The organism is uncultured Butyricimonas sp., assembly GCF_959596855.1.
GTDB lineage: Bacteria > Bacteroidota > Bacteroidia > Bacteroidales > Marinifilaceae > Butyricimonas > Butyricimonas muris.
The window spans coordinates 1-23,556 of the sequence record NZ_CAUFYA010000006.1; the positions used below are offsets into that span (position 1 = coordinate 1).

Sequence of the window (23,556 nt, forward strand, 5' to 3'; positions counted from 1 at the left end):
GTAGAACGCGAAGGTGTTGGTGTTCGTTGCCGTGATTTCAAAGTTGTTCCAATTGCTGTTGAAATAATTGCCCTCGAATTCAAATTGTCCTTGCACCTCGGTCGGGAGCACGTTCACGACTTGGGGTACTGTCACGACTTGCCAGTCGAGCGGGGTGAAGGTCACCCCCTCTGCTGTCGTCACGTTGAAACGGATTTTGGCGTCCACTCTCTTCAAGGGGACGTTTACCGGGTTGGTGGTGTTAGCGGTTAAGTCGGCAGTTGTCGTTCCGCTCATCAGGAATTGGGAACCCCTCTCGATGAACCCGTCTTGCATACGGGAAGTCAATGCCAGTAAATCGGGTTGCGTGGTTATCGCGTCCAGGGTTGCTGTCGTCAGGTCGAAAATTGCCGTGTTGATGTTGGCTATGACGGCTATGGTTTTACCGCTTCCGGCGGGGATGTCTTTTATCTCGATTTGATGCGTGTTCTGTTGGTTGATCCCGTCGTAAAATCGTCCGAACGCTTTTGTCCCGTCCTGGTTGAAGATAAACACGTAAGCATTTTGTATCCGTCGTTCTTCCTCGTCACTCGACACGGCTCTCGACATATTGTTCGAGGTGTTGAACTTCAATTTTAACGCCGCGCTTCCGCTACTTTCTTCCGAGCCGAATTTATCGTCCCGGCAGGCAGTTAAAACGAAACTCAAAACACATAACAGGTATATATACTTTTTCATATCTTCTTTTATTTGAAATCGGGCACATTAACAGTTTTTTGGGTCCACTCTTCTACCGTGCATGTTAGCGTGACGTCTGCCAGGGCAGAAACGAGGATGTTTATTGAATAGCGTTTTCCCGCTTCCAACTCTTTTTTTATAAGGTCGCTTAGCGGGGCGGTTTTGGTTACGGTCTTGGTTTCTCCCGCGGCAAGCGTGTAGACCACCGTTACCGTGATTTCGTCACCCGCGTCTATGTCTTGGGGTAATAGCAACAAGCGCGAGTCGGCAGGGGAGATGGAAGTGTAACTGGAAGATTCAGAGATATCCGTGTCCGCTAATAGGCTGTTGGCGATGCCGAGCGTGTAGGATTTGTCGGCGGCGTCGGCGGTTGCCGTCCACGAGAATGTTCCCGGGGTGTCGCCGTAAGCGAAGTCGGCTTTGTTTTTCAGTTGCCCGAGGGTGATGGATGTCACTTTCACCGGAAGCTCGCGTGCGGCTGTCATTTTGGCTTGGAACACCACGCAGGCGAGCGTGTGCTTGAACGCCAGAGTCAGTTTTCCTCCGGCGGGCACGTCCGCTTTCGTTTGGTCGAGCAGGGGGACGGACACCAGCAGGTCATGTTGCGCTTTCACCGCATCCGGTACCGTGTAGGTCAGCCGGGGATAGCCCGCGTCGGCAAAGCCGGAGCTTAAGCCGATGTTAGCGTCGCCCTTGGCGGCATAGGGCGAATAGGCGAAAAATGAAACCGTGCCGCTGTTGGGCCAATACATGACCGGGGTATATCCCCACGCATCACCGCTTTTCGTTATCCGCGTGTTGCACATGAAATTGGGGCTTAACGCCGTGGTGAATGTCCCGTCGGCAGCGTAGTAAGCATACACGCCGAAGTCCTGCATCGTGGCGATATTTGTTTCGCTACCTCTGCCGAGGGGGGGCGAGATAAAAGGTTCGCCGGTTCCCGCGGCAACAAAATCTATTTTATCACCTTCGGTGACGGGGTCCGTGTGGTTCATGCTTTTGTCGCACGATGTGAACGCGATCAGTAATGCAGCCGACAATAAAATGTATTCTCTTCTTTTCATCGTTTGACTTTTTTTGAGTTTTTACTAGTACCCGGGGGCGGACATTCAACCGCCACCGGGTGAGCCGTTAGGCTAGGGGTTGTAGAATATTTGTACCTTATTTGGGTTCAATGACACCACCATCAGCGTCTTCCCATGTTTCAACCGTGGTTGCGAATTCGATAGGGAATAAAACGCCATCACCGGCACCGAACAACAAGTTGTAAGTCACTTTCTTGTTTCTTAGCCAAATTTCACTAGTGGATTGCTCTCCTTCTTCAGTGTAAGAAATAGCACTGGAGATTCCGACTGTAACATCTGCGAATGCGCTTTCGCTACCATGCAAGTAGACTTTGGTTTCCCCATTAGCAAGTACTTGATAGATTTTGCAAGAGATTGTCAGGTAGGCTCCCGTGTTTTCTCCATCACCTGCCACGAATCCTTGAGGTAACAACATCAAGGCTTTATCATCACTTCCGATTTTGGTATAGGGATTTGCTTCGGTACCATCAGTATAATTTCCCGTTACTGCGTCTGAAGTAACCGTATATGCCGCGGTTGTTGCATCTAGTGTCCATGTTTCGGTTTTCGTGTTGAAACTTCCACTGTTTTTCAAGTTATGAATCTGGATACCGTTTTCAGCTATATCCACTTTTAAGTTCGTGGTTTTAGTCCCGACCTTGAAATGCACCTGGGTTAAGGCGTGCTTGAATGGCAGGGTTACGGTGTTGCCTTCTTCTTTTGTTTTCCCGATAGCCAATGCGTACATCAAATCCACCTGGCTTGTTTCCGCGTCAGGCACGGTGTAGGTTAATGTTAAGCCGTTTGTCTTGTCGAATGTTTTCGCCGTGATAGCTGTATTCCCATACGGGGCGTAAGCGTAAAAATCAAGCGCTTCTGTAGGCCAGTATGCTTGATTAGAAGTATTCGCGTACGTCCATTTTGTACCATCGGATATAATCTTGATTCCTTCAGTGGCGGTTCCCATGTACGGGGAGTCACCCCCCTCGATGTTGACAAACGCGGTTACACCGAACGTGTTGTCCTTTGTCAGGAATTCGGTATTGTTATCCACCGGGTTACCTCTCGATATGTTCTTGTAGGTCGAGAACCCGATCAGGTTACTTTCTTTGTTGATTTCCGAATCAACAACATCGCTTTTGGCACAACCGGTAAGCATGGCTACCGCTGTTAGTGCGTACAATAAGTTTTTCTTCATGATAAAACAAATTAAGAAATGAGTAAATATTTATTCTAAACTTAAATTGGTAATTCCGTTTCAATCTCTTCCCACTCCTCGATGTCGGGGTGGAATACTCCCTCACCGTTACCGATAGCTTCCGGGAGAGTGATTTCCGCCCTGATCTTGTGAACGCGTTGAGTGCCGTCGTGCGACGTTTCTATCAAATCGTGCACGTTAAGCGTGACGGTGTGGGTTTCCCCGTTCACCAGCACGAAGTGCATGATGAGCTGGTGCCTGTTGACGCAAGCGTCGTTCTCCTGTTCCGGTCCGAATGCAATCAGTTTTTTCGATATCGTGCCTACCTTGTAGTTGTCGGGGTCTACGCGTTTGTTGTTCAGCACGAACTCGTGCGTGACGTTGTTCCCGTATTTGGATGCCGTTTCGAGGTTCACGCCCTCGCACATGGCTGTCAGGTGGGTACGCGGCGCCCCTGCCGTCGACGTGATGTTCGTCACCTTGATTTCGATATCGATCAATTCCGTCCGCCGTTCCGGGGTGACCTCGACGGTGCGGCTTATCTCGTGCGTCCCTGCCGCCGGTTTCTCCTTGAAATAGTGGATGTCTCGCGGGGTGATCTCTATCTCCCTCGCTAGCGCACTAGCGAGGATGTCGCATTCCGTCAGGTAGGCGCTTCTGGCAGTCCCTTCCGCTTTCGAGAGCAGGCTCGAGTATAGCGGTTCTTCGTTAGCCGCCAGGCAGGCTTTGAATGTTGACAGGTTATCGATGTCCGTGAAGTTGATTGCAGCCAGCTCCTCTTCCGTGTTGTTGACGAGCAGCAGGTCGAATTTTCCCACGGGGAGGGCGATGTCAATCGTGTTTGGGTCACTGCATACCCGGCATTTGCCGACAGCTTTCCCGTTCTCGCGGTCAAACACGTAGACCGATATCCCGTTCGGTTCCAGTTGTGCCGGCTGCCAGTTGACGTTCAGGCGTACGAACCCCTGTTCTTCCGTGGCGTAATACAGCCTGTCTCTGTCGCAAGAGGAACAGGCAAGAGCGAAACAAAGCCCCGCGATATAAGCTATATTTCTCATTTCACACCTCCTTCTTTCTTTACTGTTTTTTTGTTTAACAACCACACGAGTGAGATTTTCGCGGACGTGGGTCCGAACCATTGCCGTCTTTTGACTTCCCATGGATACCTGAAAACTTTAATGTCCCCGTGCATCGTGTTGTTCGCTTTATCGTATTTCTTGCTATCTCTTTGCAAGTAACCCACGCCGAGACTGTACTCCATGCGGAAGCATTTGCCGATCTTGTGGGCGTAGGCTCCTTGGATTCCCGCGTCGAAGAAATCGCCTTGTTCCCCGTCTTTATCGAAGAATTGCAGGTCGTATTTCCCGACACCGCCGTACAGCCCTATATTCCATCCCGTGAGCACCTCTTGCGCGTCGCGGTCCCCGAACCAGTATTTCACCGTGGCGTGTCCCGCCAATAGCTGCATCGTCCAGTCGGCTCGCGAAGCTTTCCACCACGGGAATATGCCTTCCGCCGCTACCGACCATTGTTTCCCGATGGGTACCTCTATCTCGAGGTTCGCGGCTGAAAGCACGTCATAGAGTAAGTTCGTTTTGATGGCGAACAGGGGTTTCGTGATGATCACGGGTGGCGCTACCGGCTCCGGTTCCGGCTCGGCGGGAGGAGTAACTACTTCCTCTACTTGGAGCTCCTCTTTTGGTTCCTCCGGGATGAACTCCTGCTTGTAATAAATCACGCAAACGGCTCCCGTGCGTAACACCGGCAGGAAGTGCTTTTTGATATATCGCCAAGTTTCCCCTTTCTCCAGTATCTTGATTAACCATTCTTTCGCGTCCGGTTCCCGATCGGAACGAATGATTTTGAGTACTTTCTCCCGGTGCGGGATATTTTTGTCATCCTCGATCATACGGGTAAAATCTTCCCAGTTTTCAGCGGTATGGCGGGTACGGATAAGTTCGCTTTTTATCATGGGATATTTTTCCATGATAAAAGTCTTGATGTACGCTGCCCTTTTTTCCGATAGGCGCAGGTTATAACTTTCTCTTCCGTCGGGTGAGGAGGCTGCCTTGATGGTGATGGAGTCCAGATTGGGAATGCTTAACTTGTTCTTGATGATATCATCCAATTTCTTCAGAGATTCGCTATTCCCCATGTATGCACTGTCCAGTGTTGCCCCGTCAATTCTAAAATAAAGCACGAAATTGTTCATCGTGTCTATTTTATGGTAACGTTCTTGCGCGTGGATATTGCTATCTACGCGGGCTAATGAAAGCATTATTAGAGTAAAAATAAATACACGCACTTTCATGATTCGGGTTGTTTCAAATTATTATTAATATCATTAAACGATCGTTAAATGATTTTCCAGTGAAATGCATTGTGTCGATTATCGTAAAATATGTAAGTTTCTGATTGCGAGAAATGAAAAAAATAATAAATGACTTGTCTGTTTTAAAAATATATTATATTTTTGTGTATCATTAATTGATCGTTTTTAGATATATCTCAAATTATTGCTATATATCGGTAAAATTGGTAATTTAGAGTGCTTTTCATATACTATATCCCGGTTGTTTTTAGGGATATTTTTTGATAGAAACTCAAGCATAAATTTATTCCGGGTTGTGGTAGTTTTTTTTAGGCACGGAGAATATTCGACAAGAAGCCGTTGAGATAAGGGAGTAATAAGGGAACAAAGACGTTTCACCTTCGATACAAAGACGTTTCAAAGACGTTCACGAGCGTCTTTGAAACGTCTTTGAAGCGGCTTTGTACCGGCTTTAATCCCTTTTTTAAATAGTATTACATTGGTTTTTCACTGGGAAAAGTTTACTTAAACCAAAGTAAACTGATGAAAGGAAATTGTAATCAACTCATGCTGAAAGATGGAGGGCACGGCTTTTAGGGATGAGTTGTAATTATTTTACTGAAAAAGAAAAGAAGGTGTCCAAAAAGTACTCATCTGCTGCGTTCCTGCTTCCCAAAGATTCGGTCTCGTACTTTATACGCTCCCAGAGAAACTTTACATTACGTTTCTGTCTTTGTAAATTAGAGCCTTACATCTAAGCACTTTTTGAACAACCTTCTAAAATGGAAAAAAAGGCTGTCTATTTACTTTTTAGACAGCCTCTTCCTTTATTTAAACAGAAATAATGTGTTTATTTATTTTTTCGCGTGCATAATTGCAGCCTGCGCCGCGGCCAGACGAGCGATCGGAACGCGGAACGGTGAACAAGACACGTAGTCCATTCCCACTTTGTCGCAGAAGATGACGGAAGAGGGTTCTCCCCCGTGCTCTCCACAGATTCCGAGTTTCAGTTTGCTGTTAGCTGAACGTCCTTTTTCGGCACCCATTTGAACTAATTGACCAACACCTTCTTGATCCAGTACGGCGAACGGATCGGTTTTCAGAATACCTTTCTTGATGTACTCGGGTAAGAATTTACCGGCGTCATCACGAGAGTATCCGAATGTCATCTGAGTCAAGTCATTCGTACCGAATGAGAAGAACTCAGCAACTTCGGCGATCTGATCGGCTGTCAAAGCAGCGCGAGGTATTTCGATCATGGTTCCTACCATATAATCTACCTTGATGCCCTTTTCAGCGAATACTACGTCGGCTGTGCAACGGATGATGTTAGTTTGTTGTTTCAATTCTTTCACGGTACCAACCAGCGGAACCATGATTTCCGGTTTCGGGTTCAGTCCTTTCAATTTCAGGTTGCAAGCCGCTTCGATGATGGCACGCGCCTGCATCTCGGTGATTTCCGGGTAGGTAATACCCAAACGGCAACCGCGGTGACCTAACATCGGGTTGAACTCGTGTAGGGCGTCTACTTTTTCTTTTACCACTTCTACAGAGATACCCATTTTCTCTGCCATGTATTTTTGTGATTCCGGCTCATTGGGAGTAAACTCGTGCAATGGCGGGTCTAACAAACGAATGGTAACACCAAATCCGTCCATTGCTTCAAGGATTCCCTCGAAGTCGCTTCTTTGCATCGGGAGGATTTTTGCCAATGCGATACGGCGTTCCTCGACAGTGTCCGAAAGGATCATCTCGCGCATAGCGTCGATACGGTCGCCTTCGAAGAACATGTGTTCCGTGCGGCACAGACCGACACCTCTAGCCCCGAAATCACGAGCGACTTGCGCGTCGCGGGGAGTATCGGCATTTGTTCTCACGTACATACGCGTGTGTTTCTCTGCCAGTTCCATGATAGCCTTGAAATCCTTGTCCAAAGATGCTTCTGCTGTAGCCACTTTACCCAAGTAAACTTCTCCCGTGGAGCCGTTCAATGAAATCCAGTCACCTTCATTGATGGTAATGCCTTTCACTGTGAACGTGCGTTTGTGGTAGTCTACCACGATTTCTCCGGCACCGGATACGCAGCATTTACCCATACCGCGGGCAACCACGGCAGCGTGGGAGGTCATACCCCCGCGAGCGGTAAGGATACCTTCGGATACGTTCATACCGCGCAAGTCTTCCGGAGAGGTCTCCAGACGAACCAGAATTACTTTTTCTCCTTTGGCTTTCCATTCTTCTGCCTCGTCGGCGAAGAACACGACACGTCCTGTCGCGGCACCCGGGGACGCGGGTAATCCTTTGGTTAATACTTTTGCTTTTGATTGTGCTTCTTTGTCGAATACCGGGTGAAGCAATTCATCCAGTTTGGCTGCTTCCAGACGGAGTAGTGCGGTCTTCTCGTCGATCATTCCTTGTGCCAACATATCGACGGCCATTTTTACCATGGCAGTACCGGTACGTTTCCCGTTACGGGTTTGCAACATCCATAATTTACCGTCTTGGATGGTAAATTCAAGGTCTTGCATGTCGTGGAAATAGTCTTCCAGTTTTTGTTGAACGGCGTCCAACTCCGCGTAAGCGGTCGGCATAGCCTCTTCCAATGAAGGATATTTGGATTTACGATCTGCCTCGGAGATATTTTGCATTTTTGCCCAACGGCGAGAGCCCTCGATCGTGATTTCCTGCGGGGTACGGATACCTGCAACCACGTCTTCTCCTTGCGCGTTGATCAAGTATTCACCGTTGAAGATGTCTTCTCCGGTAGCGGCGTCACGAGTGAAGGCAACCCCGGTAGCGGAATTGTCACCCATGTTCCCGTAAACCATAGCCTGCACGTTCACGGCAGTACCCCATTCTTCCGGGATTTGATTCAATTGACGATACAGGACGGCACGTTCCGTCATCCATGAGTCGAACACGGCACAGATTGCTCCCCATAATTGCTCCCACGGGCAGGTTGGGAAATCTTTACCGGTTTTTGCTTTAACGACACCTTTGAAGCGGCGAACCAGTTCTTGCAGGTCTTCGGCGGTGAAGTCCGTGTCGTTGGTAATATTTTTTTCTGCTTTTAATTTATCGATCTCGACTTCGAACGGGTTGTGTTCTCCTTTTCCGGCAGCAACGCCCATTACCACATCTCCGTACATTTGCACGAAGCGACGATAGGAATCCCAAGCGAATCTGGCATTACCCGATTTCTCGGCAACGATTTTAACGGCGTCGTCATTCATACCCAAGTTAAGCACCGTGTCCATCATACCCGGCATGGATACCCGGGCTCCCGAACGCACGGAAACCAAAAGAGGGAATGCTTCTCCCTTTGATCCGAATTTGGCGTTCATTAACTTCTCGGTGGCCTCGATACCGGCTTTCACGTCATTTTCGATTAATTTGATAACAGAGTCGCGTCCTTCTTGGTTGTAAAGGGTACAAACTTCTGTCGTGATAGTGAATCCTGCAGGTACAGGAACTCCGATGAGATTCATTTCGGCAAGATTGGCGCCCTTACCTCCAAGCAGGTTTTTCATGTCTGCTTTTCCTTCTGCTTTTCCGTCGCCAAAGGTGTAAACGTACTTCGTACTCATAGTTCTGTTAGATTTTTTGCGTTTACCTCCTGACATTCAGGAGAATTTGTTTATATGATCATTCTTTGTTAAATATTCCTATCTTAGGGGTGCAAAGATAGTTTTTTTTCTTGAATAATGGAATAGAAGATTTTAGTTAAAATTTACGCGAACGTTTGTTATTATTCATAAAGTGAAAGAAAATGATTGTCGTGAATAAAAAATAGTGTCCGATGTTAAATTCTAAACAAATAAATGTTTATTTTCGCGGGCTGTTAATTATTGCGATAAACTAATGTTTGAACGAGATCAAAAACGATATAATGACTACCCGACCTATTTCCGAACGCTTTTTGGCGAAAGGGTTCAGAAATTGTCGATCGACGGGGGATTTACCTGTCCTAACCGGGACGGGAGTAAGGGTATCGGGGGATGCTCGTTTTGCAATAATGACAGTTTCAATCCTGATTATTGCCGTGCCGTGGAGGGTATTACCCGACAGATCGAGGAAGGTATCCGTTTTTTTGGCCACAAGTACAATAAACAAAAATATCTAGCTTATTTTCAGGTATATTCGAACACGTATGCGCCGTTGGAAGTGTTGAAACAACGGTACGAGGAGGCTTTGGCGCATCCGATGATAGCGGGGCTTGTGATTGGCACGCGACCGGATACGGTGAATGATGAAGTGTTGGATTACTTGGAACTATTGGCCCGGGAATATTATGTTTGCGTGGAGTACGGGGTGGAGTCGGTAAACGATGAAGTGTTGCAAAGGGTGAACCGGGGACATGGTTTCGCGGCTTCCGAAAGGGCGATACGTGGCACGGCGGGACGGGGAATTGCCATTGGCGCTCATTTGATATTCGGTTTGCCGGGAGAGAGCCGGGAGTCTATGTTGGAGGGAGCCGTACGGTTGTGTGAGTTACCGATACAAGTGTTGAAATTGCATCAGTTGCAGATCGTGAAAGATACCCGTATGGCGGAGGAGTACGCCGAGAATCCGTCGGCATTCCAATTATATACACAAGAAGAATATTTGGATTTCGTGGTGGAGGTGATTGAACGGATACGTCCGGATGTGTATTTGGAGCGATTTGTTAATCAGTCCCCTCCGGAATATTTAATTGCTCCCAAGTGGGGAATTAAAAATTTCGAGTTCACGGCGAAGTTGGATAAACGGTTGAGGGAGTTGGATACGTGGCAGGGGAAAGAAAGATAAAAGTTAAAAACTAAAAAATGAGAAGATTCTGTGAATGCCGATGGAATGATTCAGTGATGATGAAAAAAGAGTGTAAGAATTGTGCGGTCGGAATCTAAAATCTAAAATTTAAAATCTAAAATGGATAAGGTTGGACAGGAAAAAGTGTATGAAACGTTGGCGGCATTGGGAATAGAGTATGATTACGAGGAACATCCTGCAGCTCCGACAATAGAGATCGCGAAACAGTATTGGAAAAATTTGGACAGTACGCATTGTAAAAATCTGTTTTTCCGGAATCACAAGGGGAATAGGCATTATCTGATTATTTTGCATTGCGACCATGCGATGGCGATTCATGATATAGAAAAAATGCTGAAACAGGGGAAGTTAAGCTTTGCCTCAGAAGCACGTATGGAGAAATACTTGGGGGTGCGTCCCGGTTCTGTAAGCCCTTTCGGGTTGCTGAATGACGAGGAGCATCACGTGTATGTCTTTCTGGATAAACATTTGCAGGAAGCAAAGAAGTTATCCTTCCACCCAAACGATAACCACGCGTCTTTAGCGATAAAACTGGAAGATTTTGTCCGTTACATGGATTACACGGGTAACTCTTACGAATGGATAGAATTATATTAATTATGGAAAGAATCATTTTCAATTTTCAACTTTCAATTTTCAATTAACATGATGAGTGTAGCACAAGCAGTAGAAGGAATCATAAAACATAAACCTTATTTGTCGGAGGCTTTGGCATCCGGGATTATTAATATTTCGGCATTGGCGAGGCAGATTCAGCCGGAATTGGAGAACGTGTTGGGGAAACCGCTTAACGCGGGAGCGATCGTGATGGCATTGAATAGATTGGCTCCTTACCTGCAGGTACGGGAGCAGGTGCAATTGAAAAAGTTGCTGAACAACATGGGGGATATTATTTTGCGGAGTAACCTGTGCGATTACACGTTTAAAAATTCCAACACGTTGGTTGATTGTCATATCCGGGTACTGAAATCCATATCCCGCCGGGAGGAAGTGTTCTACACGATGGTGCAGGGTGTTTTTGAAACCAACCTTGTCGTGAGTGAGGTGATGGGGGAGCTTGTGGACGAGTATTTCAAGGAGGAACAATGTATTTTCAAGCAGAACGGTCTTTCGTCCGTGACGTTGAAATTGCCCAAGGGAAATATCCTGCAACCGGGTTTTTATTATTGCATCATGAAAGAGTTGTCGTGGGAGGGTATCAACCTGACTGAAGTTATTTCTTCAACGAACGAATTTACCGTGGTGGTGGATAACTCTTTAATAGATAAAACGTTTGTGGTTTTAAAAAATATCAGCCGGAAGTAATTGAAAATTGAAAATTGAAAATTGAAAATGAAATGCAATGTGTTTTCCGTTAAAAATACTAATTTTGCGGGGAATGAATAAATTAGGAGTAAAGAAATAATTTTCAATTGATAATTATGTTTGAGAATCTATCAGATAGGTTAGAGAAATCGTTTAAGATTTTAAAAGGGCAGGGAAAGATTACCGAAATTAACGTGGCAGAAACGTTAAAGGAGGTAAGACGTTCATTGTTGGATGCCGACGTGAACTATAAGATCGCGAAGGAGTTTACCAACACGGTGAAAGAAAAGGCTTTGGGAATGAATGTGTTGACTGCCGTGAAGCCGGGACAAATGATGGTGAAGATTGTTCACGATGAGTTGATCCGGTTGATGGGCGGTACCCATGTCGATATTAATATAAAAGGGAATCCTGCGATTATTTTGATGTCAGGTCTTCAAGGTTCCGGTAAAACGACGTTTTCCGGTAAATTGGCGAATCTGTTGAAAACGAAACGGGGGAAACATCCTTTACTGGTTGCCTGCGACGTGTACCGTCCGGCTGCTATCGAGCAGTTGAAAGTGTTGGGAGAGCAAATTGGGGTGCCGGTATACAGCGAAGTGGGAAATAACGATCCCGTGAAGATTGCCCAAAACGCCGTGAAAGAAGCTCGAGCTACCGGAAAAGACGTGGTTATCGTCGATACTGCCGGACGTCTTGCTATCGACGAGCAGATGATGAACGAGATTGCGGCAATCAAAAAAGCGATTGAACCGGAAGAAACCCTTTTCGTGGTGGATTCCATGACCGGACAAGATGCCGTGAACACAGCGAAGGAGTTTAATGACCGCTTGAATTTTGACGGGGTTATACTGACGAAATTGGACGGTGATACTCGCGGTGGTGCCGCTTTGTCGATTCGTACGGTTGTAAACAAACCGATCAAGTTTGTCGGAACGGGCGAGAAACTGGAAGCCTTGGATGTATTCCATCCCGAGCGTATGGCAGACCGTATCTTGGGTATGGGGGATATTGTTTCTTTGGTGGAGAAAGCACAAGAGCAATTTGATGCTGAAGAGGCCATGAAGTTGCAGAAGAAGATAGCCAAGAACCAGTTTAATTTTAACGACTTCCTGAGCCAGATACAGCAGATCAAGAAAATGGGTAACATCAAGGATCTGGCATCCATGATTCCCGGTGTGGGCAAGGCATTGAAAGACGTGGATATTGATGACGATGCGTTCAAGGGTGTCGAAGCAATCATTCACTCCATGACTCCTGCCGAACGCGAGAACCCCGAATTGCTGAACGGCTCTCGCCGAAAACGTATTGCCATGGGTAGCGGAACCACTATTCAAGATGTAAATCGCCTCTTGAAACAATTTGACGAATCGAAGAAGATGATGCGTATGTTGTCCAAAGGCGGTAAGATGATGGGAAAGGCGCCAATGAGGAGACGCTAGGAATTTTAGATTTTAAATTTTAGATTTTAAATTACCACGTGGGACTAAAACTGACTTGTGGGTTTAAAATCTGAAATCTAAAATTTAAAATTGACTTGTAGAATTTAAAATTTAAAATCTAAAATTTAAAATTAATTAGATGGAAATTATTGACGGTAAAAAGATTGCAGCACAAATAAAACAGGAACTTGCGGACGAGGTGGCTCGTTTTGTGGCGGAGGGAAAGAAAGTTCCTCATTTGGTGGCTGTGCTTGTAGGAAATGACGGTGCCAGTGAAACTTACGTGGCTAGTAAAGTGAAAGCCTGTCAGGCGGTTGGGATGAAAAGTTCGGAACTGAGATACGGTAATGATATTACAGAAGAGCAGTTACTGGAAGTTATAGACAAGTTGAACGATGATCCGGATGTAGACGGGTTTATCGTGCAATTGCCTCTCCCGAAGCATATTTCCGAAGAGAAAGTCTTGAACCGTATCAATCCGGATAAGGATGTCGATGGTTTTCATCCCTGTAACGTGGGACGTATGGTGTTGGATTTACCAACCTATCTGCCTGCTACTCCGGCGGGAATCGTGGAGTTGTTAGCCCGCTATAATATACCGACGGAAGGAAAACATTGCGTGGTGGTAGGACGAAGTAATATCGTCGGCACCCCGATGGCTATATTGATGTCACGCAAGTCCAAGCATGCCAATTGCACGGTAACCCTGTGCCATAGCCGCACGGCAAATTTGAAAGAGATTACTTTGCAAGCCGATATCTTGGTTGTCGCGATCGGTGTGCCTCATTTTTTGAAAGAAGACATGGTTAGAGAGGGAGTCGTGGTGGTAGACGTGGGTATTCATCGTCTGCCGTCCAAAACGAGCAAAAACGGCTGGCAACTCGTGGGGGACGTGGATTACGAGCACGTGGCTCCTAAATGTTCTTATATAACTCCGGTTCCCGGTGGCGTGGGACCGATGACTATTGTAAGCCTGTTGCAAAATACGGTGAAGGCTTGCAGGGCAAAACATTAAACAATTGAAGATGGAGAATTGAAAGTTGAAAATGGCTTCCCTAGTCATTCCAATTTTCAATTTTCAACTTTCAATTTTCAATTCGTGTTATGGTTCTCAATTATATCTGGATATTCTTTTTTGGTGCGGCATTTCTGGTGGCTCTCTGCAAGTTGCTCTTCATGGGTGACACGGAAGTTTTTTCTGCTATCGTGAAAGCTACTTTCGATATGTCGAAAACGGGTTTTGAAATCTCGTTAGGTCTGACAGGAGTATTGACTTTGTGGATGGGAATCATGAAAATCGGAGAACGAGGAGGGGCGGTGAAAGTGATGTCATGGTTGATCAGTCCTTTCTTCCGGAAATTGTTCCCGGAGTTACCGCCTGATAGTCCGGCATACGGTTCCATCATGATGAATATAGCCGCGAATATGCTGGGACTGGATAATGCGGCTACGCCCGTGGGATTGCGGGCAATGCAACAGATGCAGGAGGTGAACCCGCGAAAGGACAGGGCGTCCGATGCACAGATCATGTTTTTGGTGTTGAATACTTCCGGGCTGACGATTATTCCCGTGTCGGTGATGGTCTACCGGGCACAGATGGGAGCAGCCAACCCGGCGGATATATTTATCCCGATTCTTTTAGCCACGTATGTTTCCACAATTGCCGGGTTGATTGCGGTGGCGATTTATCAGAAATTGAACTTGTTCAACCGGGTAGTAATGGCTTATCTCGGGGGAGGTACTTTGGCCGTAGGTGGCTTGATTTGGTACTTTTCGGGTTTGGATAAAGAAACGATCACTACTGTCTCAACGGTAGCCAGTAATGTGATTTTGTTTTCGATTATCGTGTCTTTTATCGGCATGGGGGCATGGCGTAAAATTAATGTATACGATGCTTTTATCGACGGGGCGAAAGAGGGATTTTCCATTGCGGTAAAGATTATTCCTTACCTCGTGGCGATACTTGTCGCCGTGGGTGTGTTCCGGGCAGCCGGGGCAATGGATATGCTGATGGGCGGTTTGGAGCGTTTGTGTTTGGCGTGTGGCTTGGATGCTGATTTTATCCCCGCTTTGCCGACAGCGTTGATGAAGCCTTTAAGCGGTAGCGGGGCGCGGGGATTAATGATTGATACGATGAACACTTTCGGGGCGGATTCTTTCGCGGGAAGACTGGCTTCGACTTTTCAAGGTGCCACGGACACAACCTTTTATATTATAGCTGTTTATTTTGGGGCAGTGGGAATCAAGAATACCCGATACGCCATTCCCTGCGGGTTGATAGCCGATTTGGCAGGCATTATAGCAGCTTTGGTGATGGCATATTTGTTTTTTGCATAATTCGCAACAATTGGGTAAATAAATTACATTTGTCGTAATGATTTTATGACTTATTTGTATTATTATTGTATTGCTAATTTTATATACACGAAAAAGTGGCTTTGCATTGGGATGAACAATTTATGAGACAGATCAACTCGAAAGAGCCGAAAGCTTACCGGGAGGTGTTTAATGAATTTTACAATTCATTGGTCTACTTCGCCATGCGTTATGTTGAGCGGGTGGAGATAGCCGAGGACCTGGTGCAGGAACTTTTCGTGAATTTATGGGAGAGTAAGACCGTTCATACTTCTTACAATGGTTTCAAAACTTTTCTTTACACGTCCGTGAAACACGCTTGTCTGGATTATTTGAAACACAAGAACGTGGAAGGGAAGTATATTTCATATATGTTGGAGCATCCCGAAACGGAAGAGGAACTGGCGACAAAGATTACCGAGGAGGAGATATATCGCTTGTTCCAAAAAGTGCTGGAGGAATTGCCGGAGCGTCGTAAAATTGTTTTTAAATTACATCTTCAAGGGAAAAAGAATGAGGAGATTGCCCGCTTGTTGAGAATATCGATAGAAACGGTAAAAACGGCAAAAAAAGAATCTATACGCTATTTCAAGAAGCGTTTGGGCGATGCTTTTTACATGTTGGGCTTTCTAGCGGGAGGAATATAAATTTAATAGGAGAACCTAGGGGATTTTTCTCGAAAACGATTCCCGATCGTCTGTTACCGGAAGCGTACACGGGGAATAAACCATGAATAAAGCCGATAGGAGTCGGCTTTAACTCGGCTTTATATGATGATCGCGGGACGTCTTCTTTTAGATTCCGGTAGAAAATGAGTATAAAGATAGGTTGTAAATGTTAAATTTTTGCCTTTTCGATCCCCCTAAATTGAATGGTTGTCGTTCTAAGTATAAAATAAGCGAAAATGGATAATAGTAATTACAGAATAGTAGAACTTATTCAACGGTATTTTGCCGAGGATTTGGATGCCGCCGAGAGAGAGGAGTTGGAGAAATGGTTGGCTACACATCCCGAGGACAGAGAGATGTTTGAAAAGATCCGGGAAGGGAAAGCTTTGGAGGCGAGAGAGGTTGCATGGGACAAGATGGATCGAGTGAAGGCTTTGCGGCAATTCGAGAAAAAGGTCGGATACAGAAAACGTTCTTTGATTGCGCATGTGATGAAATATGCGGCTGTGATTATGATTCCGTTGTTGGGAGTGTTGGCTTGGAATCTGATGAGAGAGGTGAAACAGGTGAACTTGCCGGTGTCGCTGGCAATTGTGCCGGGTGCATCCAAGGCTGTCCTGATACTGGAAGACGGGGAAGAGGTTGCCTTGGAATCTATGGAGGGCGATCGTTTGGATATTTCGCAATCCGGGGTAAGGGTACAAAGTATGGGAAGCGGTATCGTGTATTCCGATACGGTCAAGAAAAGGAGTGGTAAGAGTTTTAACCGCTTGAATACGCCGAGAGGTGGAGAGTATAACGTGATACTGGCTGATGGTACGCGGGTGTATTTGAACGCGGCGTCGAGTTTGAAATATCCGGTCGTGTTCGACGAAAAAGAACGAACGGTATATCTTTCGGGAGAGGCTTATTTTGATGTGGCGAAAGATGTTAAGCGACCATTTTACGTGATAACGGATGTCACGAAACTGGAGGTTTACGGGACGTCGTTCAACGTGAATACCCGGTACGGGAACGGGGTACAGACAGTTTTGGTTTCCGGCTCGATAGGGGTAGAGGGGCGTATGATAAAACGGGTGTACCGGGTTGAACCTTCCGAGTTGATCGAGTTTTCGTCAGACGGGGAGTTTGTTAAACGGGAGAAAGTGGATGTAGATCCTTACGTGGCTTGGAGATACGGGCAGTTTATGTTCGAGAACGAGAGCTTGGAGCATATCATGAATACGCTTTCGTTGTGGTACGACGTTGATGTGTTTTACTCGAACGAGAGTGTTAAAAAACATCGTTTCACGGGGCATATGAAGAAATACGAAGATATTGATACGATTTTGGATGCGATAAGTAAAATTATGGGAGTTACGTTTATAATAAAGGACAAAACAATTACAGTGATGGAATAAAAACGGAAGGTGTTCCACCACCTCCCGTTGAAAGTATGCCTTAGTTATTGTTCCACCAATGCGTAAGGCTAGTATTAATGATTAATCTACAAATTTATGAAAAAAAGTCGATTATGCCCTCACCCCTATCCGGGAATAGGACGAAAAATTTTTCTGATTATGAAGTTATGTCTATTTCTATTGGTTTTCTTTACTTTCTCGTTGACCGCTAACGTGCGGGCACAGAAGGAAAAGGTGAACTTGAGTTTAAAAGAGGTATCGATGAAAACTTTGTTTGAAGAGATACAACGGCAAACAAGTTTTTATTTCGTGTTTAGTGCAGAACAAACCCAAAGATTGGGGATGTTTACCGTTGAGGCAAAGAACGAGAATCTGGAAAATGTATTGAACCGGATTTTTGCCAATACAGGATTTGTTTACGAGTTTAATAAGGATTTAATTATAATACGCCCGAAAGCTGATGTCGCGCAAGCGAAGAAAGAGATTCGGGTAGTAGGGAAAGTTACGGACGAGAAAAAGTTTCCGTTACCCGGTGTGACCGTGCAGTTGAAAGGTTTGCAACTAGGTACGGCGACGGACAAGGACGGGAATTATTCCATCCGTTTCGTCGAGTCGGACAAAGGCATGATTCTGGTATACTCGTTTATCGGAATGGAAACCCAAGAAATTAAGTACACGGGCAAGGACACGATCAACGTGGTGATGCGGGAAACCGTGGCGGAATTGGAGGAAGTGGTGATCAACACAGGATACACGAGGGTGGATGCCCGCAAGAATGCCAGTGCGATCACAACGATTAAAGCGGAAGATATCATTACTCCCGGTTTGCAGACGATTGACCAGATGTTGGAGGGATATGTCCCCGGTATGATCTTTATGCAGAATACCGGACAGATTGGTGCGGCTCCCCGTTTGAGAATCCGTGGTACTTCTACCGTGTTGGGTTCGCAGGAACCGCTTTGGGTCGTGGACGGGGTTGTGGTGAAAGATCCGGTAAACGTGGATCCTCAGGATATAAATGATTTGGATTTCGTGAACTTGCTGGGTAATGCTATCTCCGGATTGAATCCGGAGGATATCGAGCAGATCGACATCTTGAAGGATGCTTCCGCTACCGCAATCTATGGTAAAGAGGCTGCGAACGGTGTAATTGTGATCACGACCAAAAAAGGTAAGCAAGGACCGCCGACGGTGAGTTATTCTCTTTCCGGTTCATTTATTCAACGTCCGAGTTATAATGACAGGAGTGTGAATATGATGAACTCGAAGCAGAGGATTGATTTGTCGCGGGAGATTATTGAAAAACGGATGTCTTATCCTGAAACAGATACTTGGGTAGGATATGAAGCAGCTTATTTGGAATACATGAATGGTCGTATTTCTTACGACGAGTTTGAACGCCAAGTGAGTTATTATGAAACATTGAATACGGATTGGTTTGATATATTAATGAAAGATGCTTTCTCGCATAAACATACCTTGAGTCTTTCCGGTGGTTCTTCTGCTTTGCGTTATTACGCTTCATTAGGTCTTAACAATACGGAAGGTAATGTGCGAGGTGAGTTAAATAAAGGATATACTACAAATTTGAATCTTTCCGGTAACTTTGATAAGTTTACTGTAACTTTTGGCTTGCAAGGCAATGTTTCTAAAAAGAAATATACTCCGAGTGATGTGGGAATTACAGAATTTGCATATAACACAAGTAGAGCCGTACCGGCACGTAATCTTGACGGAAGTTATTGGTATTATAAAAAAGAGATGACATTACCGGGTGAAGAGAGTGCCACTTATTTTCCTGTAAATATATTGGAAGACCAGGATAATAGTTCGCAAGAGATAAACCAAAATGGTTTGACATTCCAAGCTACAGTTGATTATCAAGTTTTACCTACGTTGAAATTAGGAGTACTTATGTCATACGCTTTCTCTAATTCGAATTCAGAGGTATGGCATGGAGAGGATTCTTATTATTCGAGAAGTTTAAAACAATCTTATGGTGCTACGGAGGTAAATTTTAAAAAGAATAGTACTTTACCGATTGGTGGTGAACTGAAAGAAAGTCGTACGGATCGTAATGCGTATACTGTACGTGGACAAGTAGATTATCGTGAAGCATTGGATAAAGACGAATTTCATATCTTGAATGTGAATGCAGGAGGTGAGATTAAATCAAACACGTATAACACGTATGCTAAGACGACACGCGGCTATATGAAGGAGCGAGGAAAAACTGTTGCGTCCGTTAATTTCTCCGAGTATCCCAAGTATTTGGAATGGTTGAGAACAACAGCGGCTTTAGGGCAATACACGACACAAAAATCACATGATGTTTCAGTTTACCTGACTGCTGGGTATAGTTATAAGAATATATATAATTTTAGTTTTAACGCTCGTGCTGATTTCTCGAACGAATTCGGAAGTAGGGCAAAAGATAAATTTTTCCCGATATGGGCTATAGCGGGACGTTGGAATTTATCTGAAAATGTATTGAAAGGTGTATCGTGGATAAATGATTTGGCTTTACGTGCTTCTTTCGGTTATCAAGGAAATGTACCACAAGTATCACCTAGGTTAGTGATTAAGAAGGAGGGATCAAGTATTCTATTCAATGAATTGTATTCTTCTGTAAGTCAATTCCCAAATCCTGATTTGAAATGGGAGAAAACGGCAAGCACGAATGTGAGCATTGATTTTGCATTCTTGAAGAGAAAAATAAACGGTTCGTTATCTTATTACTATCGAAAAACTACAGATGCCTATATGCAAAAGAGTATTTCAGAGGTAAATGGGGTAAAAGGGTACACTGTAAATCAAGGGACAATTGTTAATCAAGGATATGAGATCTCGTTGAATTTTACACCGATTAATACGATGAGGGCTGACGGCAAAGGTTTCCGTTGGCGGTTTGATCCGCAGTTAGGGCAAGTGATGAATAAATTAATTGATAAAGCTGTCAAAACAAAAGATAAGACTGTTCGCGATGATGATGATATTACTTATCAGGATTACTTAAATGGAACGGTACAGACAGTAAAACGTTCTATTAATGGATTTTATTCTTATCGTTTCCTCGGATTGGATTCTAAAGACGGACGCCCGATGTTCCCGAATTTAGAACGGATCATTGGGGAGGGTGATGATGCAATAGACTATGGTGAGCAATTTAAGTTGATGACGAATGAGGAACGTTATATGTCAGTTATGAAATATTCCGGAACAAGAGTTCCATTCCTACAAGGAGGGATCTTGAATAGTATTTCTTACAACCGTTTTACACTTTCAATGAATTTATCATATAGTATTGGCTCGAAAATTCGTTTATTGAAATTATATCCCAATGTAACCGGTTCGAATTCGACATTAGCGCCGAGTCCGATGGAAAATGTACGAAAAGAATTTTTGAAACGTTGGCGGAAACCCGGGGATGAGGAGCATACGAATATTCCCGGAATATTGGGACATGCGGATTTTATGGCAACTGTAGGTCCTTTATCTCCTTGGTGGATTACTGGTGCATATAATGAATCTGTGGATAGAAAGAAAATTGCAGAGAATATTTGGCAAATGTATGATTATTCAGATGCTAGAGTTGTGAGTGGTAATTATTTGAAAATACAAAATATTTCATTGCGTTATAATTTGCCGGATGCTATTTGTAAAAAAATTCATATGAAATCAGCTTATGTCTCTTTGACAGGAACAAACTTACACACTTTCTGTAACAAGAAACTGAAAGGACAAGATCCGACCACGCAATCGGGAAGTGCTTCCACTATATCAATGTCGTTGCGTCCGACTTACTCGTTTAGTTTAAATGTTTCATTTTAAAGAATCGAAATATGAATAAGATATATTTATACGTGATAGCGTTACTTTTAGTAACTTCTTCCTGTGGGGAGTTTCTGGAAGAAACATCACAGAATTTAAGTTACGTTCATTCTACTCAGGATTTAGATGAACTATTGATAGGAAACGGGTATTTGCAAAAAAATACAAACGGGGATCCGTATCGTTTTTTATGGTTGGATTTAATGGATGACGATGTGGTACATTTTTTATCTAAAGCACCTCAGGATAATAAGAACGTGATGTTTCATGTACTAAAAGAGTTTTATAAATGGACACCTTATCCTTTTGATGACGATCAACCTAATTACTATCAAGGTCCTTTGACCTGGCATAAACTTTATGAATGTATAGGTATGGTTAATGTGATTTTGGGAGAAGTCGAACGGTTTAAAGAAGAGAAGGATTATAGTCGGATAAAAGGGGAAGCACTTTTTTTGAGAAGTTTTTATTACTTTTATTTAGTGAATCTTTGGGGGCATCCTTATAATCCGGGAACGGCTTCAATAGATTTGGGGGTTCCAATTAAATTGACTGACTATATAGAAGATAAAGGTTTTAGTAGGAATTCCGTGGAAGAATGTTATCGGCAAATCGTGAAAGATGCTAAAGATGCGATTGTCTGTCTGGAAGGTGTTGTGCAGCAATCTACTCGTAGGGCTAATCAAAATGCGGCTCGGGCATTACTTGCCAAGACGTATTTGTATATGAATGAATATCAGTTGGCATTGGATGAATGTAATGCTATTTTAGAAAAGCCGGGTGGTTCGGTTTTGATCGACTTGAATACAATGACTGCTGCAGCTTATAATACACAACGGAGGAAACAAACTACAAGCGAATGTATTTTTACCAATAGTTATGGTCCTATTTTAGTGCAATCGACAATGGAAACTGCAGCTGCTTCGTCTAGTTTGCTTAATTGTTATGATGCCGATAATGATTTGCGGTTTAATACAGGTAAAGATTCGCATTTCTTTAAATATTATTTAGGTAGTTATTTTGCACAGATGAAAGCCGGAACTTCTGAAGTTCATAGTGTTAGTTTAATTCTGCCTGAAGTGTATTTGAATAAGGCAGAGGCTTTGGCTATGTTAGATAGAACAACGGAAGCAATTGAAACGCTTCAAGAACTTCGTGGAAAGAGAATGACTAACGTGGGTACGATTGATTTATCCGGGGAGAATTTAGTCAATTTTATTAGAGAAGAACGTCGTCGGGAATTGTGCTATACTGGACAACGCTGGTTTGATTTAAGGCGTTATGCGGTACATCCTAAGTATCCGAAAAAGACGAGGATAGAACATCCTTATTATATTTGGACGGGAAGTAGTGCCATACTTGAGAAAACGTATGTGTTGGAGGAATATCCTAGTGATGGAGGATGGTTATTGCCTTTCCCGAAAGATGCGCTTACTTCAAATGATGGAGTTTTAAAGGATAATATTCGTCCAGAAAGATAAATATGAAATTTTAAATCATCGAATATGAAAGCGAAAATATTGTTTTTAGGATATATATGTGGGATATTTCTTTTTGGTAGTTGTTATAAAGAGAGTGACTTGAGTCCGTCGTATTTTGATCAAAATTGGTATATTCTTGAGGATTCGGATGATCCGTTAGATCATTTAAGATATGAGGTATACAAAGAGAGTGGTGTCCCGATTTTTTATAAGGATACGATCGGAAGTCAAAATCGAGGGATGGATGTTTTCGGTGAACCGATAATGTATTATGAAGTGATAAATCCCGAGTATAACATGATTTACATAGGAGTAAAAAAGGTAGTTTATGAATTGAGTGATGATCGGGATGACTTGATGCTTGGTGTGAAATTTATACAAGCACGAATTTTGCCGGAATTGCTATCTCCTGTTTTATATCCGCGTTGTTTTTTGTTAGTGAATGATTTGACGTTATCGAATGCTACTAAATATGAAGCAAATTGCTTTAGGGGTACAATGACTACTTTAGTTTCTCATGTCAAGGAATTAAAGAATATGGAAGAAAGCGGATTACACCGGTTGGCGATGGAAGTTGTGGGAGAGCAAATAGGTGCTTATTTGGTTGATAGTTGTAAGATTGAATTAGAACCATTTCTGAATGTGTGTAGAAAAGAAGTTAATCCGAATGGTTCTATCTATTCTTTTAGGTTGACTTTAGCAACGACTCCTAAAATGGCTCCTGTGGAAAATTACGGATTCTTGTCGTTTGATCGGAGAGAAACCAATAATGTAAATACTTGTCAAACTGTATCTGAGCTACGGGACGTGATGGATTACGTGACCGAGGTGTACATGAATGACGATGCGGCTTTCAAGGAGAAATATAAAGATTATCCTTATGTATTAAGAAAGTATGACTTGATGAAGAAAGTCGTGGCGGATATGAAAGCCAGATTTAAATAGTGTTGAGTTTTATTGATATGATGTTTTTCA

The 23,556-nt window shown here is 44.1% G+C and carries 17 protein-coding genes; 11 read left to right on the forward strand and 6 right to left on the reverse strand.

The features are described from left to right. From Q5866_RS04050 to ppdK, 6 genes are all read right to left on the reverse strand, one after another. The coding region (locus tag Q5866_RS04050) for a FimB/Mfa2 family fimbrial subunit (RefSeq protein ID WP_303178999.1) at nucleotides 1-717 on the reverse strand (717 nt) is incomplete at its 3' end. A gap of 8 nt (nucleotides 718-725) precedes the next feature. Then, on the reverse strand, nucleotides 726-1,781 hold the full coding sequence (locus Q5866_RS04055) for a fimbrillin family protein (RefSeq protein WP_186978133.1): 1,056 nt from the start codon (nucleotides 1,779-1,781) through the stop codon (nucleotides 726-728). Between the two features lie 97 nt (nucleotides 1,782-1,878). Continuing rightward, on the reverse strand, nucleotides 1,879-2,979 hold the full coding sequence (locus Q5866_RS04060; protein ID WP_186978131.1) for a fimbrillin family protein: 1,101 nt from the start codon (nucleotides 2,977-2,979) through the stop codon (nucleotides 1,879-1,881). 41 nt (nucleotides 2,980-3,020) lie between these two features. Next, on the reverse strand, nucleotides 3,021-4,037 hold the full coding sequence (locus tag Q5866_RS04065) for a DUF5119 domain-containing protein (protein WP_186978129.1): 1,017 nt from the start codon (nucleotides 4,035-4,037) through the stop codon (nucleotides 3,021-3,023). After that, nucleotides 4,034-5,290, reverse strand: a complete 1,257-nt coding sequence (locus Q5866_RS04070; protein ID WP_303179001.1) for a DUF3575 domain-containing protein — start codon at nucleotides 5,288-5,290, stop codon at nucleotides 4,034-4,036. Before Q5866_RS04070 ends, Q5866_RS04065 begins: the two co-directional genes overlap by 4 nt. 854 nt (nucleotides 5,291-6,144) lie before the next feature. Next, entirely contained in the window at nucleotides 6,145-8,877 is a 2,733-nt protein-coding gene (ppdK, locus tag Q5866_RS04075) for a pyruvate, phosphate dikinase (protein ID WP_186978128.1), read from the reverse strand. A 274-nt stretch (nucleotides 8,878-9,151) separates the two neighbouring features. Between ppdK and Q5866_RS04080 the strand changes: the two genes are divergently transcribed. The 11 genes from Q5866_RS04080 (at nucleotide 9,152) to Q5866_RS04130 (ending at nucleotide 23,526) form a co-directional block, all read left to right on the forward strand. Continuing rightward, nucleotides 9,152-10,078 (forward strand): TIGR01212 family radical SAM protein, encoded by a 927-nt coding sequence (locus tag Q5866_RS04080; RefSeq protein ID WP_186978127.1) that lies wholly within the window; start codon nucleotides 9,152-9,154, stop codon nucleotides 10,076-10,078. A 120-nt stretch (nucleotides 10,079-10,198) separates the two neighbouring features. After that, entirely contained in the window at nucleotides 10,199-10,696 is a 498-nt protein-coding gene (locus Q5866_RS04085) for a prolyl-tRNA synthetase associated domain-containing protein (protein ID WP_099294104.1), read from the forward strand. Between the two features lie 48 nt (nucleotides 10,697-10,744). Beyond that, the gene (locus Q5866_RS04090) at nucleotides 10,745-11,404 is read left to right on the forward strand and encodes an aspartate kinase (RefSeq protein ID WP_099294102.1); all 660 of its coding nucleotides are present in this window, start codon (nucleotides 10,745-10,747) and stop codon (nucleotides 11,402-11,404) included. A gap of 116 nt (nucleotides 11,405-11,520) precedes the next feature. After that, nucleotides 11,521-12,846, forward strand: a complete 1,326-nt coding sequence (gene ffh / locus Q5866_RS04095; RefSeq protein WP_099294100.1) for a signal recognition particle protein — start codon at nucleotides 11,521-11,523, stop codon at nucleotides 12,844-12,846. 139 nt (nucleotides 12,847-12,985) lie between these two features. Beyond that, nucleotides 12,986-13,861 carry a bifunctional methylenetetrahydrofolate dehydrogenase/methenyltetrahydrofolate cyclohydrolase FolD gene (folD, locus tag Q5866_RS04100; protein WP_186978126.1) on the forward strand — a complete coding sequence of 292 codons (876 nt, stop codon included), beginning with the start codon at nucleotides 12,986-12,988 and terminating at the stop codon, nucleotides 13,859-13,861. 89 nt (nucleotides 13,862-13,950) lie between these two features. Further along, entirely contained in the window at nucleotides 13,951-15,183 is a 1,233-nt protein-coding gene (locus Q5866_RS04105) for a nucleoside recognition domain-containing protein (protein ID WP_186978125.1), read from the forward strand. A gap of 122 nt (nucleotides 15,184-15,305) precedes the next feature. Further along, nucleotides 15,306-15,848, forward strand: coding sequence for an RNA polymerase sigma-70 factor (locus Q5866_RS04110; RefSeq protein ID WP_186978124.1), 543 nt, complete (start codon nucleotides 15,306-15,308; stop codon nucleotides 15,846-15,848). Nucleotides 15,849-16,105: 257 nt separating this feature from the next. Continuing rightward, the gene (locus Q5866_RS04115) at nucleotides 16,106-17,269 is read left to right on the forward strand and encodes a FecR family protein (RefSeq protein ID WP_186978123.1); all 1,164 of its coding nucleotides are present in this window, start codon (nucleotides 16,106-16,108) and stop codon (nucleotides 17,267-17,269) included. A 159-nt stretch (nucleotides 17,270-17,428) separates the two neighbouring features. Continuing rightward, nucleotides 17,429-21,100: a SusC/RagA family TonB-linked outer membrane protein gene (locus Q5866_RS04120; RefSeq protein WP_255469609.1), complete on the forward strand. Its 3,672-nt coding sequence runs from the start codon at nucleotides 17,429-17,431 to the stop codon at nucleotides 21,098-21,100. 11 nt (nucleotides 21,101-21,111) lie between these two features. After that, nucleotides 21,112-22,581, forward strand: coding sequence for a RagB/SusD family nutrient uptake outer membrane protein (locus tag Q5866_RS04125; RefSeq protein ID WP_186978120.1), 1,470 nt, complete (start codon nucleotides 21,112-21,114; stop codon nucleotides 22,579-22,581). Between the two features lie 24 nt (nucleotides 22,582-22,605). Then, complete coding sequence (locus Q5866_RS04130) at nucleotides 22,606-23,526, forward strand: hypothetical protein (protein ID WP_186978118.1); 921 nt, start codon at nucleotides 22,606-22,608, stop codon at nucleotides 23,524-23,526. Nucleotides 23,527-23,556: the final 30 nt, after the last annotated feature.